The organism is Pseudomonas sp. SDO55104_S430, assembly GCF_054070595.1.
In genome coordinates this window covers 1-13630 of record NZ_JBSVXG010000157.1, presented here as the reverse complement: position 1 = coordinate 13630, position 13630 = coordinate 1, and the positions used below count along the sequence as shown (strand labels likewise).

Below are 13630 nucleotides of genomic sequence, written 5' to 3'. Positions count from 1 at the left end.
GACACGGGCATTCAGACACCCCGCGTTATCGTTGGCCTCCATCGCGAGCAAGCTCGGCTCCTACAGTGGGGGGTGTGCTTACTTGTCCCCCTCCGTCACCCGCACCGCAATCTCGATCGCCCGCACACTGATCGCCGCAAAAATCGCCGTCAACAACACCCCATTGAACCCCAGCAATATCGCCAACACCCGCGACAGCGGCAGCTTCGGCACCAGCTCGCCATACCCGATGGTCAGCCCCGTCACAAAGCCAAAATAGATCCCGTCAAACGGATCCCACCCCTCCAGATAACTGATGATCAACCCCACCGACACAATGATGATCAACATCGCGGAAAAGATCGGCCAGGCCAGTCGAAGGTAAAAGCCGACGGCTTTGTAGAACTCTCGACGGATGTGCGACGCGTGGGCGTGCTTCATGTCATGGCTCCCCGGGCGGCGGGCGAATGGGCGTCACAACAGCTTGGCACAAGTTGCGGAATGTGAAGGCGGACCAACGGCGCGGTGAGCCTTGAAATCCGCGATTAAGCTGGATGAATCCGGCCCTGGAGACCTCCCATGCCCAAACACCTGATCGCGCCGCTGCTGCTCTTCGTGTTCGTGGCCATCAGCGGATCGTCGTGCCACGACACCCGCCAGGACGACCAGGCCATACCGCCCAACGCCACCGGAGGCAGCGGCCGGATCATCCCGCCCCAACAACGCATGCCCTCGACGATGCCTCGGCCGCGGATGTAGCGGGAGGTTGTTGCTATTCGGTTTTAGCGGGCGCTTGGGTCTTGGTATCGCTTTTGGGGGCGTCAGGCACCTTGGGATTGGTAAACCCGGCCTTGGCGTTTTCCGCCTTGGACTTGTGGATATCACAGCCCTGCAATTCGCTCGCCTGAGTGCAGCCGGATCGCTCCAATTGTTTACGATATTTTTCGCTGATGGCGTACGCCGGGGATTGCGCGGCGATCAGCAGGACCAGCGCTGGCAGGATGAATTTGTTCATGTGCACCTCGTTTTGATCAACATTGCCGGGCGTCTACCGACGGTGCGGCAAACTCACTCTAGCCGGTGCAGTCGTCACCTGCGCTATCATCGCCCGCCTCTGCGCCTCATGAGTCTAGAACCTGGATGTCCGCCCCTCTGTCATCGCCTGCCGAAATTCAACCGTTGCCACCCGTGCTGGCCGGTCCGTTGTTGCGCCGCCTGGAGCCCACGCGGCTGGTGTTGTGGCTGGTGGGTTCGCGGGCGCTGGAGCTGACGCTGCGTTTGCAGAATGTGGGCGATACTCGCCTGGATGCCGGGCAATGCACGGTAATCGCGGTGGGCACCCACGCCTTTGTGCATTTGATCGATGTGACGCTGGAAAGCGCCCTGCCCTCGGATGAGTTGATCGAATACGACCTGTTGATAAGTGACGGAACGGGCATCGCCGATTGGGCGCCTCATCTGTTGTATGGCGATGCCTCGTCCCCGAATTTCGTCCTGCGCTCGCGGATCGATCAGTTGCTGCACGGTTCCTGTCGCAAGCCCCATCACCCGGCGGCGGACGGTTTGCTGTGTGTGGATAACTTGCTGGCGCAGGCGCACGAGCCGGCAGATCGCCCGGCATTGCTGATGATGACCGGCGATCAGGTCTACGCCGACGATGTTGCAGGGCCGATGTTGCGGGCGATTCATGCCTTGATCGAGCGGCTTGGGTTGTTCGGTGAGCATCTGGAAGGTGCCGTGGTCAGCGACAGCGCCAGGCTTTATGAGCATCCGGCCAGTTACTACCACCGTGCGGATTTGTTACCGGCGCTTGAGAGCAACGAGACCCTGCGCGAGCGATTTTTCGGCGGTGCGCGTAAGCCGATTTTCACCAGCAGCAGCGCCGACAATCATCTGGTGACCTTCGCCGAAGTGATGGCCATGTACCTGCTGGTCTGGTCGCCGACGCCTTGGACCCTGATCGCTCCGCAACCACCGGCCCTGACGCCGCAACGGCGCGAGCGTTATGCGCTGGAGCAGTCGCGTCTCGATGGTTTCAAGTCTGGCTTGGACAAGGCTGCGCGAGCGCTGGCGCACTTGCCGACTTTCATGATTTTCGACGACCACGATATTACCGATGACTGGAATCTTTCCGCGCAATGGGAGGAAACGGCCTACGGTCATCCGTTTTCCAAGCGCATCATCGGCAACGCGCTGATCGCCTATATGTTGTGCCAGGGCTGGGGCAACAATCCGGATGCCTTCGATGCGGTGCTGGAGAAGGCTGGCGGTTTCAGCTCGACCGGCAGTGACGGCTATCTCGACAGCCCGGTGCAGGATGCGTTGATCGATGAGTTGCTGAAGTTTCAGCGCTGGCATTACGTATTGCCCACTACTCCGGCCATGGTCGTGCTGGACACCCGCACCCGGCGCTGGCGCAGCGAGATGACCCTCAAGCAGCCGTCGGGCCTTCTGGATTGGGAGGCTCTTTGCGAACTGCAACAGGAACTGCTGGATCATCCGTCGGCGATCATCGTTTCACCGGCGCCGGTGTTCGGCGTGAAGCTGATTGAAACCATACAGCGCGTGTTCAGTTGGTGCGGCTATCCACTGCTGGTGGACGCGGAAAACTGGATGGCTCATCGCGGCGCAGCGCAGGTGATCCTGAACATTTTCCGACACTCGCGTACTCCCGGCAGTTACGTGGTGCTGTCAGGCGATGTGCACTATTCCTTCGTCTATGAAGTGCTGATCCGACACCGCAAGGCCGGGCCGCGCATCTGGCAGATCACCAGCAGCGGCATCAAGAACGAATTCCCGCCGGCCCTGCTGGAATGGTTCGACCGCCTCAACCGCTGGCTCTACTCCCCCCGCTCGCCACTGAACTGGCTGACCAAACGCCGCCGCATGCGCATCGTGCCGCACATCCCCGAGCATGCCGAAGCGGGTGAACGCCTGTGGAACTCGGCGGGGATCGGGCAGGTGTTCTTTAATGAACAGGGACAGCCGCGGGAAATCTTTCAGCACAACGCCAACGGCGCGCCGAAAACCCGAATGGTCCCGCCCGAAAGCGACACCCCCCTGTAGGAGCGAGGCTTGCCCGCGAAGAGGGAGTGTCAGTCACCGCAGTGCTGAATGCCCCACCGCATTCGCGAGCAAGCCCGCTCCCACCCTTGATTGGTGTGACTCATGGACCTCACCCGAACGCTGATCATCGGCAACTCCGGTTCCGGCAAAAGCTGGCTGGCCCAACGCCTGTGCGAACACCTGCACCTCCCCCGCACCGACCTCGACCCCATCCACTGGCTATCCGACGAACACAGCATCCCCCGCCCCCGTGGCGAAGCACTGGGCATGGCGCGTGTGGCGGCCAGCGAAGAGCGCTGGGTGATCGAAGGGGTTTATGGCTGGATCATCAGCGAACTGCTGCACCGCGCGACAGCGCTGATCTGGCTGAGCGTTGACGACGAGGAATGCGTCGCCAACATTCGCCAGCGTGAGGAGAAGGACGACGAGCGATTGATGGCGATGCTGGAGTGGGCGGGGAGTTATCGAATGCGGGATGGGTCCAGTGGGTTTGCGGCGCATCGGCAGCTGTTCGAGAGTTTTGCTGGCTCAAAAATACAGCTGAGCAATCGCACCCAAATCACGGCATTCACCGCCCCCCTGTAGGAGCTTCCGAAGGCTGCTCCTACAGCGCGTATAGTTTTACATCGGATTGATGGCCCGACTTACCCCTCTCACAATCATCTCCACCTCACGCTCATCAATCGTCAGCGGCGGCAGCAGGCGGATGGTTTGGCCGCGGGTCACGTTGATCAACAAGCCGTGATCCCGGGCGGCGATCAGGGTCAGGTCGCGGATGGGTTGTTTGAGTTCGATGCCGATCATCAGGCCCTGGCCGCGGATGGCCAGGACGTTGGGGTGGTCGGCCAGTTCCATGCTCAGTCTCTTGAGCAGCCGGTCACCCTGTAGCCGGGCGTTTTCCCGCAGGCTTTGTTCTTCGATAATTTCCAGCACCGTGCAGCCGACCCGACAGGCCAGCGGGTTGCCGCCGAAGGTGCTGCCGTGGCTGCCGGGGGTGAAGATTTCGGCGGCTTTGCCACGGGCCAGGCAGGCGCCGATGGGGACGCCGTTGCCCAAGCCCTTGGCCAGGGTCATGACGTCGGGAACTATGCCTTCGTGCTGGAAGGCGAACCACTGGCCGGTGCGGCCGATACCGGTCTGAATTTCGTCGAGCATCATCAGCCAGCCGCGCCGGCTGCACAGTTCGCGCACGGCCTTGAGATAGCCCGGCGGCGCCAGTTGCACGCCGCCTTCGCCCTGAATAGGTTCCATCAGCACGGCCACGACGCGCTCACCATGGGCCTGATACACCCGGTCCAGCGCCTTGAGATCTCCGAATGGCACCTTGATGAAATCCCCCGGCAGCTTGTTGAAACCCAACCTCACGGCCGGGCCATCGCTGGCGGACAGCGTGCCGAGGGTCCGCCCGTGAAAGGCGTTCTCCATGACCACCACCAGCGGTTGCTCGATACCTTTGTGCCAGCCGTAAAGCCGGGCGATTTTCAGTGCCGTTTCGTTGGCCTCGGCGCCGGAGTTGTTGAAAAACGCCCGGTCCATGCCCGCCAGTGTCGTGAGTTTGTGCGCCAGCCGCTGTTGCCAGTCGATGCTGTAGAGGTTCGAGGTGTGCAGCAGCAACCCGGCCTGTTCGCTGATGGCGGCGACGATTTTCGGGTGGGAATGGCCAACGTTGGTCACCGCGACACCGGCGACCGCGTCCAGGTATTCACGACCGGCCTGATCCCACAGTCGCGTGCCCAGGCCCTTGTCGAAACTCAGGGCCAGCGGTTGGTAAGTGCTCATCAGGCAGGCGGCGGTCATGACATCAGGCTCCAGCAATTGTTGGTGTTTTTGCAGTATGGTTAGCCACCTGAGCTGGATAAACGCAGTAATACTTCAATCATTTTAAAGCTAGGCTTGATAATGGATCTGTTCCAGGCAATGACCGTTTACGTGCGGGTGGTGGAAGCCGGCAGCATGACCGCCGCCGCTTTGCAGTGCGAAATGTCCACCACCATGGTCGGCAATCACCTCAAGGCACTGGAGCAGCGCCTGGGCGTGCGCCTGCTCAATCGCACGACACGCCGCCAGCGCCTGACGGAATTCGGCAGCGCGTATTACCAGCGCTGCCTCGAAGTGCTGGGGTTGGTGGCGGACTCGGAACGCCTTGCCGAACAAACCCTCGACGAGCCCAGCGGCACCTTGCGCATCACCGCTCCTCTCACCTTCGGCACCGAACGCCTGGCGCCGGCCTTGAGCGAATTCAGCCTGCACAATCCGCGAGTGAAACTGGACGTGGTGCTGACCAACCGTCGCCCGGATCTGCTGGACCATGGTTTCGACGTTGCCTTTCGCTTGGGCGCACTGGAACCCTCGAACCTCATCGCCCGCCCGCTGATCGATTACACACTGACCATGTGCGCGTCGAAGGAATACCTGGCCCGTCACGGCACCCCGCAAGAGCCGGAAGACCTGCAACATCACAATTGCCTGGCGTTCGCCTACCCGGCCGGCGATGACTGGCAGGCGGTCGCCCGGCAATGGCGCCTGAACGGCCCAGATGGCGAAATCGTGGTGGCGGTCAGCGGTTCGCTGGTGATCAACAGCTCGGCAGGATTGCATCAGGCCGCGCGCACCGGAATGGGCATCGTGATGGTGCCCGATGCGCTGGTGGAGCCGGATCTGAAGTCCGGCAAGCTGATCCCTTTACTAGAGCGTTATCAACTGCCGAGCCGACCAATGCATCTGGTATATGCCCAGGATCGCCATCGGCTTCCCAAACTGCGCCGTTTCGTCGACTTCGCCATGGACATGTGGGGCAAGCACTAGCCGCCCCCGTAGGGCATGAATTAATCTCCGCGCACGACTGATCATTTTGATATCAGGCAGGGAGAGCAGCGATGGATGAAACATCGAACACCGAGCCGGTGAAGTTCGACCTGTCGGGCATGAACGACAGCATGTTGCATACCATCATGGAGCTGGTCAGCGACGGCATCTGGGACTGGAACGCCAACACCGGCTTCGTCTACCGCAATGCACGCTGGTACGAGATGCTCGGCTATTCGCCCCACTCTCTGGATAACAATGTGCTGACCTGGGAAAACGTCATCCACCCGGATGACTACCCGCAGGTCATGGCCCGCTTCGATGATTACCTGAGTGAACGCAGCCCCGCCTATCAGGCCGAGTACCGCTGCCGTACCCATGACGGCGGTTACATCTGGATCGAAGACCGTGGTCATGTGATTGCCCGCAACGAAGACGGTTCAGTGGCGCGCATGGTCGGCGCGCACCGCAGCATCGAGGACAGGCGGCGCCTGCTTGAGGAACTCCAACGACGCAATCAGTCGCTGGAAACGATGATCGAAGAGCGTACCCGCGAGCTGTCCCAGGTCAATGAGCAACTGCAACTGCAGCTCGAAGAAAACCGCAAGCTGGCGCACACCGATACCCTGACTTCCATCGCCAACCGCTATCGGCTGGAACAGGTTCTGCCCCAGGCCTGCGAGCGCGCCCAGCGCTTTCGCGAACCGCTGTCGGTGATCGCCATGGACATCGACGATTTCAAGAACATCAACGATCACTACGGCCATGCGCTGGGCGATGCGGCATTGGTGCACGTTGTGGAAAATCTGAAGCGCTTCGTGCGCGAAGGCGACTTGCTGGCGCGGTGGGGTGGCGATGAATTCATCATGACGCTGGCCAATACCTCGTTGGCCGACGCCAGGAATCTTGCCGAGTCTATTCGCAATGGTCTGGCGGAGTTGCTGCCGGTGGGGGATTTCCAGGTGACGATGAGTTTTGGCGTGGTGCAGCGTTTCGATGAAGAACAGCAAACGGGGTTGATGGCGCGGGCTGATCAGGCGCTGTATCGGTCGAAGATTGCCGGTAAAAACGTGATCTCTGGATAGCCCGGATTCCCCTTCAATCAAGCCGAACACATACCTGTGGCGAGGGGGGCTTGCCCCCGTTGGACTGCGTAGCAGTCCCATCTTTTTGGGGCCGCTTCGCAGCCCAGCGGGGGCAAGCCCCCTCGCCACAAAGACCTCATCGCCTACGCGAGTTCCTGACTGACTACCCCCTCACATCTGCCCCTTCACCAACACCGGCTTCTCCTGATAACGCTCCGGATACAGCTGCTTGAGCTGTGCCACCTTCGGCAGGTCGTTGATCACGATGTAGGGATAGCTCGGATGCTCGGTCAGAAAGTCCTGGTGCTCCTCCTCCGCCGGGTAGAAACCGTTGAAGCTTTCCAGCTTGGTCACGATCGGCTTATCAAATGAATGCGCCGCATCGAGCTGAGCAATGTAGGCTTGCGCAACCTTTTGCTGCTCGCTGTTTTTGGTAAAGATCGCCGAACGATACTGGGTACCGGTGTCCGGTCCCTGGCGGTTCAGTTCGGTGGGGTTATGCGCCACGGAAAAGTAGATCTGCAGCAAAGTGCCGTAGCTGACCTGACTCGGGTCGTAGGTGACCTCCACGGACTCCGCATGGCCAGTATCACCATCGCTCACGCGCTCATACTGCGCCGTATTGGCCGCGCCGCCCGCGTAACCGGAGACCGCGTTCTTTACGCCTTTGACATGCTGGAACACCCCTTGAACACCCCAGAAACAACCGCCGGCGAATACTGCGGTTTCGCTATGGGCCTGGGTAACCTCATCAAGGGTTGGCGGTGCAATCAATACCGCTTCTTCAGCGCCGCCCAGAGAGAATGCCGAGCATTGGCCGATGACGCCGGCAGTTACCAGCCCCAACAGCGTACGACGCCAGGTGAACAGGGTTTTCATGGGTAGGACTCCTGAAAGTTTTAAGGGCTGTCAGCCGAAAGTGAAGGCGTAGGCCGATGCGCCCGGATCCAGAAACTCGATGCTGAAGGTCCGGTCCTGCACGCCGCCGTTCTGGCGTACCAGTTGATACAAACGTTGTTCGGTCACCGTGCCGCTGCCATCGGGCGCCACGTCCATGCCATGGTCGCTTTCGGGGGCCTTGCCATCGATCAGCACCTTGAAGCGCACCGGTTTGCCGTCCGCGCCGGGGCCGAGCACCAGATGCAGATCACGGGCGTGGAAGCGGTAGACGATGCGGCTGGCCGGTGCACTGGCGGTGGCGTGCTCGGGGCCGACTTTCCATTGACCGTCCAGACTCCAGTCGTTGAGCGCCAGTTGCGCAGGCGTCTGGTAGCTCGACACCTTGTCCGGCACCAGGCTGGTATCCGGCACGAAATGCTCCGCACGCTGGTAGCCGACGTAGGTTTCCGGCGATTGCACTTCGTTGTTGTCCGGCGCCATTTGCACGCCGTCGGCCTTGGCGTTGATCAACCCGTCCGACACCTTGCTGGCACCGGCCTCACGCAGCAATTGCTGGATGACCCGCTCCGACTCGTCGTACTCGCCTTCGCCGAAGTGGTGATAACGAATGCGTCCCTGGGCATCGGCAAAATAGTGCGCCGGCCAGTATTCGTTGTTGAAGGCTCGCCAGATCTTGAATTCGTTATCGATGGCCACCGGGTAGCTGATACCCAGGTCCTTCATGGCTTTGGTGACGTTGTCGACGTTGCGCTCGAAGGCGAATTCCGGTGCATGCACACCGATCACCACCAGCCCTTGGTCACGGTACTTCTCGGCCCAGGCTTTCACGTAGGGCAGCGAACGCAGGCAGTTGATGCAGGAGTAGGTCCAGAAATCCACCAGCACGACCTTGCCTTTCAGCGCCTGAGCATCGAGCGGCGGCGAGTTGAGCCACTGCACGGCACCGTCCAGCGGCGGCAGCTTGCCTTCTACCGGCAAGGTGCTTGCGCTGACGGGCATTGCCCCATCGGACGACGGTTTTTGCGCCAGCATCGCCGTGCTGTTGCGCGGAGATTTATCTGCCAGCTGCTCTACCAGAGCCTGTTCGATTCCCCCGGTGGACGCCGTCGAAACCCGCGCCAGAATCCCGGTGTCGAGCCCCAGCGCAATGGCGGCCACACCAGCCAGCATTGCCGCACCGAGGCCGCGACGCAGCCACTCGCCAGCGCCAATGGAGCGCTTCATCGCCGCGAACACTTTGCCACCCAGCAGCAAGGCCACGGCGAGGGATGTCGCGGCACCGGCGGCATAGGCGAGCAACAGAAAGGTGGTAGCAATGCTGGCGCCCTGCAAGGCAGCGCCGGTCAGCAACAGACCCAGGATCGGCCCCGCGCATGGTGCCCAAAGCAAACCAGTGGCGACCCCGATCAGAAACGAAGCGCCCGGACGTGGCCGAGCATCGGCTCCCGCTTTCTCGGACAAACGACTTCCCGCCGCAACCAGTGGTCGGGTCAGGCGCTCGGCCAATTGCGGGAGCAACAGCGTCAGGCCGAACAGCGCCACGAACACCAGCGCCAGCCAGCGCCCGTACTGATTGAGCTGCACCACCCAACCCCCGCCCACCGCCGCCAGCGTGGCGACGAAGGCGAAGGTCAGCGCCATGCCCGCCAACAGCGGCAAGCCACTTTTCACGAACGGCTGGCCAGTGCGAGCAAAGACGAACGGCAGTACCGGCAAGATGCACGGGCTGACGATTGTCAGCACACCACCGAGATAAGCGAGGACCAGAAGCCACATAGCGTCGACCTGCAAGAGTGAGGAAAGGAGTCGGGATCAGACCGGCCGGAATGTCATTGCCAGGCCGTTCATGCAGTAACGCAGCCCGGTAGGTTTCGGCCCATCATCGAAGACATGCCCCAAGTGCCCGCCACAACGCCGGCAGTGCACCTCTTCGCGAACCATGCCGAAGGTGCGGTCCTGGCGGGTCGCCACGGCCTTGTCCAGCGGCGCCCAGAAACTCGGCCAACCGGTGCGGCTGTCGAATTTGGTATCCGAGGAAAACAACGGCAGCTCGCAGCCAGCACAAGCAAACGTACCTTCACGGTGTTCGTTGTTCAGCGGGCTGCTGTAGGCCCGTTCGGTGCCCTCTTCGCGAAGGATCTCGTACTGCTCGTCGCTGAGGATGGTGTGCCATTCGCTATCGCTGTGGGTCACTTCGAACACCTCCGCCGCTTCGGCCTCGCTGATCAGGACAGACCGGCCGGCAAATTTTGGCAATACACCGACGGCCAGGACTGCAACCCCCAGCCCGCCGGTCGCCAACAGAAATTGTCGTCGTGAAAAATGTTTTGAGAGCATTGCCGTCTCCAAAAATCCAGGGCCCTTCATGGAACAAAGCCTAGGCTTGGGTTGATCGCCAAATCCTCACGAGAAGTTAAACAATTCGTGATAACTGCGGCTCCGTAAAACCCGCACAATGTGCCCATTGCGTCGAAGGATTGAACTGGATGGAACAGAACAAACGCGTCCTCGTGGTCGAGGACGACCTGCACATCGCCGACCTTATCTGCCTGCATCTGCGCGATGAGCAGTTCGAGGTGGTGCACTGCGCCGATGGCGATGAAGGCATGCGCCTGCTGCAGCAAGGAAACTGGGACGCACTGGTTCTGGACTTGATGCTGCCAGGCGTCGATGGCCTGGAAATCTGCCGGCGCGCCCGCGCCATGGCCCGCTACACGCCGATCATCATCACCAGCGCCCGCTCCAGCGAAGTGCACCGGATTCTCGGGCTGGAGCTGGGCGCCGATGACTACCTGGCCAAACCGTTTTCCATGCTCGAACTGGTGGCGCGGGTCAAAGCTCTGCTGCGCCGGGTCGACGCCATGGCCCGCAACCTGAAGATGGACGCCGGCAGCCTGAACATCGACGGCCTGGCCATCGATCCGATCACCCGCGAAGCCTCTCTTGAGGGGCGGCGCCTGGACCTCACGCCGAGGGAGTTCGACCTGCTGTATTTCTTCGCGCGCCAGCCCGGCAAGGTGTTCTCGCGCATGGACCTGCTCAATGCCGTCTGGGGTTACAGCCACGAGGGCTACGAGCACACGGTCAATACCCACATCAACCGCCTGCGCTCAAAGATCGAGACAGATCCCGCGCAACCGGCACGCATCCTCACGGTCTGGGGACGCGGCTACAAATTCGCCACTGGCGAGGAGCCACAAGCATGAGGTTGACCCTCACACAACGCCTGTCCCTGGTGTTCGCCGTCCTGCTGCTGGTGTGCTGCGGCACTTCGGCGTGGATGCAGGTGCGCTCCAACCAGATGCATGAACAGGAAGTGGTGCAGGGGTTGTCGCGGGATCTGGCGCAACACATCGCCCGCGATACGGTTTTGATGGATACCCGGGGCTTGATGCCCAATGCGGTGCGTGACCTGTTCAGCAAGCTGATGCAGGTAAACCCCAGTGTCGAGGTATATCTGCTCGATCCCGCTGGGAAGATCGTCGGCAGCGCCGCACCCGAGGGTCGGATACATCGTGAGCAGATCGATCTGGCGCCGATCCAGCGCCTGCTCAAGGGTGATGCCTTGCCGATTCTTGGCGACGACCCGCGCAGCGCCGATGCCCGCAAGGTGTTCAGCGCGGCGCCGTTGATGGTCGATGGCAAGCCGGCGGGTTATCTGTATGTGGTGCTGCTCGGCGAGGACCATGACCGCCTTGCCGAACGTGGCGCTACCAGCGCCGCCCTCAATACCGCGCTACTGTCCATCGGTCTGGTGGCGCTGTTGTGCCTGATTGCCGGCCTCACCGCGTTTGCCTTGATCACCCGGCCGTTGCGCCGCCTGACCGACAGTGTCAGCCAGTTCGACATCGATGGCATTCCCGTCACGCCAACCCCCGCCCCGCCTGTGGATAAAAACGCCAGCCACGATGAAATAGCGATCCTCGATGCCACCTTCCGCCAGATGCAGGCGCGTCTTGGCGAGCAGTGGCGCTCGCTGACCCGCCAGGATCAGGAGCGCCGCGAGCTGGTGGCGAACATTTCCCACGACCTGCGCACGCCATTGGCGTCCCTGCACGGATACCTGGAAACCCTATCGCTCAAGGACGCCACGCTGTCTCCCGCCGACCGCCGTCGCTACCTGGGTATCGCGCTGGATCAGAGCCGCAAGGTTGGTGGTCTTGCGCAATCGCTGCTGGAGCTGGTGCGACTGGAACATGGTTTCGTGCAGCCGATTCTGGAGCGTTTCTCCCTGACCGATCTGGCCCAGGACATCTTCCAGAAATTCGAACTCACCGCCGAAGCGCGGCAGGTGGAACTCAAGGCCACCTTCGCCCCCAATGTTTCAGCGGCCTGCGCTGACCTGGGATTGATCGAACGGGTGCTGACCAACCTGTTCGACAATGCCCTGCGCCATGTGCCGCAAGGTGGCGAGATCGAACTGAGCCTGCGACCGCAGGGTTCGTTCATCGAGGTCACCGTCAGCGATACCGGCCCCGGTATTGCACCTGAATTTCGCGAAGGTTTGTTCCTGCGGCCGTTCAACATTGGCGGTGCAAGGCGCGATGGTGGGTTGGGGCTGAGGATTGTGCATCGCATCCTGCAGTTGCATGGGTGCGAGATTCAGTTGGTCGATGTGCCGGGGCGTGGGGCGACTTTCCGGTTTTCACTGCCCAAGGATGAAGAGACAGCGGCGCGGGTGATGAGCCTGAATGCACAGGACCAAGTCTGAAAAACCGCGGACCTGCCTTTGTAGGAGCGAGGCTTGCCCGCGAACAGGCCGGCAGCCTCACCACCTCTATCGCCTGAAACACCGCCTTCGCGGGCAAGCCTCGCTCCTACCGGATTTGTGATCGTCCACAAGGTTGTGAGTTGCATGAAACTGTCCATCCGGCCATTGCTCCGTGACAACGTCGTCCCGGTCCAATAAATTAGTCGGCCGGAAAAAGCCCCTGCGCTTTCTCGCCCTATTCAAGCTGAAAAAAGTAGTGAAATTTCAATGTCCGATTCCAATACCGCTGAAACCGTAGTCACCCTGTCGTCCAAAGCGGAATACGAAAACTCCATCAATCTTTCACAACATGTCTCCCAGGCCAAAACCATCAGCGAGATGGTGCTGGACGCTTTCCAGTCCAGCCGCGAAAGCGAGCAGATTCGCGAACTGCGTGCAGCGATTCGCCAGGCGCACGACAGCTTCGACGATGACCGCGCCTATGAACTGATGGGCCAGCTCAAGCAGCTCAAGGACGCTGAAGCTGCCGATATCGCGGCCCTGGAAGATCTGAGCAGCAAGTTCCCGATCAGCCGCATTCTGTCCAGCTTCAAGGACGACCCGGCGTTTCAGGAAATCGTCTACGGCCTGGCCCTGAAAGTGCTGAACCAGACCCATCAAGCCATCAGCAACCCGAGCGGCGGCAAGAGCAAGGCCGCGCGGCCCAAGAAAGAAGCCGAAGTGTTCACCATCAGCAAAGACGGCATCAGCGTGACCCTGCCCCTGCGCACCCCGCGCTCGCGCTTGAACGTTGACCGTGAAGCGCTGGAATTCCTCGGGTTCAACTTTGTGGGTGAAGGTGAAGAGGCGGAGCTGGAAAGCGAAACCTTCGTTGATAACAGCGGTGCGGAACAGGCGGCCAACCGCAAGAACATCATCACCGCGTTGCAGCAGCAGACGGCGTTTGATGGCTATAGCATCGCTGCGCAGTAACAAACGCCGCGCACCTTGTAGCAGCTGGCGAAGCCTGCGTCCGGCTGCGAAGCAGTCGCCAATTCAGGCACTGCGATCTGTCAGGTAGATTCGGTATTCAGGTTTTACGACT

The 13630-nt window shown here is 61.0% G+C and carries 14 protein-coding genes; 8 read left to right on the top strand and 6 right to left on the bottom strand.

From position 1 onward, the window contains the following. Positions 1-78 precede the first annotated feature (78 nt). Positions 79-420: a potassium channel family protein gene (locus tag ACW9JE_RS22250; protein ID WP_224533667.1), complete on the bottom strand. Its 342-nt coding sequence runs from the start codon at positions 418-420 to the stop codon at positions 79-81. Positions 421-558: 138 nt separating this feature from the next. On the opposite strand from ACW9JE_RS22250, the gene ACW9JE_RS22245 reads away from it, so the two are divergent. Further along, positions 559-738 (top strand): hypothetical protein, encoded by a 180-nt coding sequence (locus tag ACW9JE_RS22245; protein ID WP_224533668.1) that lies wholly within the window; start codon positions 559-561, stop codon positions 736-738. A 13-nt stretch (positions 739-751) separates the two neighbouring features. On the opposite strand, the gene ACW9JE_RS22240 is transcribed toward ACW9JE_RS22245, so the two are convergent. Beyond that, positions 752-994 carry a hypothetical protein gene (locus ACW9JE_RS22240; RefSeq protein ID WP_224533669.1) on the bottom strand — a complete coding sequence of 81 codons (243 nt, stop codon included), beginning with the start codon at positions 992-994 and terminating at the stop codon, positions 752-754. Positions 995-1119: 125 nt separating this feature from the next. Here ACW9JE_RS22240 and ACW9JE_RS22235 point away from each other — a divergent pair, with 125 nt between their 5' ends. Both ACW9JE_RS22235 and ACW9JE_RS22230 read left to right on the top strand, forming a co-directional pair. Next, positions 1120-3045, top strand: coding sequence for an alkaline phosphatase D family protein (locus ACW9JE_RS22235; RefSeq protein WP_457433959.1), 1926 nt, complete (start codon positions 1120-1122; stop codon positions 3043-3045). 102 nt (positions 3046-3147) lie between these two features. Further along, on the top strand, positions 3148-3630 hold the full coding sequence (locus ACW9JE_RS22230) for an adenylate kinase (protein ID WP_457433958.1): 483 nt from the start codon (positions 3148-3150) through the stop codon (positions 3628-3630). A 36-nt stretch (positions 3631-3666) separates the two neighbouring features. On the opposite strand, the gene ACW9JE_RS22225 is transcribed toward ACW9JE_RS22230, so the two are convergent. Then, entirely contained in the window at positions 3667-4842 is a 1176-nt protein-coding gene (locus tag ACW9JE_RS22225; RefSeq protein WP_457433957.1) for an acetylornithine/succinylornithine family transaminase, read from the bottom strand. 102 nt (positions 4843-4944) lie between these two features. Between ACW9JE_RS22225 and ACW9JE_RS22220 the strand changes: the two genes are divergently transcribed. Further along, a complete protein-coding gene (locus ACW9JE_RS22220) occupies positions 4945-5850 on the top strand; it encodes a LysR family transcriptional regulator (protein WP_457433956.1) in 906 nt (301 codons plus the stop codon). A gap of 71 nt (positions 5851-5921) precedes the next feature. Then, positions 5922-6935, top strand: coding sequence for a sensor domain-containing diguanylate cyclase (locus tag ACW9JE_RS22215; RefSeq protein ID WP_457433955.1), 1014 nt, complete (start codon positions 5922-5924; stop codon positions 6933-6935). Positions 6936-7106: 171 nt separating this feature from the next. On the opposite strand, the gene msrA is transcribed toward ACW9JE_RS22215, so the two are convergent. The 3 genes from msrA to msrB are packed head-to-tail and all read right to left on the bottom strand — an operon-like array spanning position 7107 to position 10172. Beyond that, complete coding sequence (gene msrA / locus ACW9JE_RS22210; RefSeq protein WP_224533675.1) at positions 7107-7814, bottom strand: peptide-methionine (S)-S-oxide reductase MsrA; 708 nt, start codon at positions 7812-7814, stop codon at positions 7107-7109. Between the two features lie 30 nt (positions 7815-7844). Beyond that, complete coding sequence (locus ACW9JE_RS22205) at positions 7845-9611, bottom strand: cytochrome c biogenesis protein DipZ (RefSeq protein ID WP_457433954.1); 1767 nt, start codon at positions 9609-9611, stop codon at positions 7845-7847. 36 nt (positions 9612-9647) lie between these two features. After that, complete coding sequence (gene msrB, locus ACW9JE_RS22200) at positions 9648-10172, bottom strand: peptide-methionine (R)-S-oxide reductase MsrB (RefSeq protein ID WP_224533677.1); 525 nt, start codon at positions 10170-10172, stop codon at positions 9648-9650. A 149-nt stretch (positions 10173-10321) separates the two neighbouring features. On the opposite strand from msrB, the gene ACW9JE_RS22195 reads away from it, so the two are divergent. The 3 genes from ACW9JE_RS22195 (at position 10322) to ACW9JE_RS22185 (ending at position 13518) form a co-directional block, all read left to right on the top strand. Beyond that, on the top strand, positions 10322-11041 hold the full coding sequence (locus ACW9JE_RS22195) for a response regulator transcription factor (protein WP_224533678.1): 720 nt from the start codon (positions 10322-10324) through the stop codon (positions 11039-11041). After that, positions 11038-12546 (top strand): sensor histidine kinase, encoded by a 1509-nt coding sequence (locus tag ACW9JE_RS22190; protein WP_457433953.1) that lies wholly within the window; start codon positions 11038-11040, stop codon positions 12544-12546. Before ACW9JE_RS22195 ends, ACW9JE_RS22190 begins: the two co-directional genes overlap by 4 nt. A gap of 267 nt (positions 12547-12813) precedes the next feature. Further along, on the top strand, positions 12814-13518 hold the full coding sequence (locus ACW9JE_RS22185; protein WP_457433952.1) for a hypothetical protein: 705 nt from the start codon (positions 12814-12816) through the stop codon (positions 13516-13518). The last annotated feature ends 112 nt before the right edge of the window (positions 13519-13630 follow it).

Bases quoted from the DNA above. Each gene is read 5' to 3' on its own strand.
- msrB (WP_224533677.1), bottom strand. From the start codon at position 10,172: ATGCTCTCAAAACATTTTTCACGACGACAATTTCTGTTGGCGACCGGC.
- ACW9JE_RS22205 (WP_457433954.1), bottom strand. From the start codon at position 9,611: ATGTGGCTTCTGGTCCTCGCTTATCTCGGTGGTGTGCTGACAATCGTC.
- ACW9JE_RS22195 (WP_224533678.1), top strand. From the start codon at position 10,322: ATGGAACAGAACAAACGCGTCCTCGTGGTCGAGGACGACCTGCACATC.
- ACW9JE_RS22230 (WP_457433958.1), top strand. From the start codon at position 3,148: ATGGACCTCACCCGAACGCTGATCATCGGCAACTCCGGTTCCGGCAAA.
- ACW9JE_RS22240 (WP_224533669.1), bottom strand. From the start codon at position 994: ATGAACAAATTCATCCTGCCAGCGCTGGTCCTGCTGATCGCCGCGCAA.
- ACW9JE_RS22225 (WP_457433957.1), bottom strand. From the start codon at position 4,842: ATGACCGCCGCCTGCCTGATGAGCACTTACCAACCGCTGGCCCTGAGT.
- ACW9JE_RS22220 (WP_457433956.1), top strand. From the start codon at position 4,945: ATGGATCTGTTCCAGGCAATGACCGTTTACGTGCGGGTGGTGGAAGCC.
- ACW9JE_RS22185 (WP_457433952.1), top strand. From the start codon at position 12,814: ATGTCCGATTCCAATACCGCTGAAACCGTAGTCACCCTGTCGTCCAAA.
- ACW9JE_RS22250 (WP_224533667.1), bottom strand. From the start codon at position 420: ATGAAGCACGCCCACGCGTCGCACATCCGTCGAGAGTTCTACAAAGCC.
- ACW9JE_RS22235 (WP_457433959.1), top strand. From the start codon at position 1,120: ATGTCCGCCCCTCTGTCATCGCCTGCCGAAATTCAACCGTTGCCACCC.
- msrA (WP_224533675.1), bottom strand. From the start codon at position 7,814: ATGAAAACCCTGTTCACCTGGCGTCGTACGCTGTTGGGGCTGGTAACT.
- ACW9JE_RS22190 (WP_457433953.1), top strand. From the start codon at position 11,038: ATGAGGTTGACCCTCACACAACGCCTGTCCCTGGTGTTCGCCGTCCTG.
- ACW9JE_RS22245 (WP_224533668.1), top strand. From the start codon at position 559: ATGCCCAAACACCTGATCGCGCCGCTGCTGCTCTTCGTGTTCGTGGCC.
- ACW9JE_RS22215 (WP_457433955.1), top strand. From the start codon at position 5,922: ATGGATGAAACATCGAACACCGAGCCGGTGAAGTTCGACCTGTCGGGC.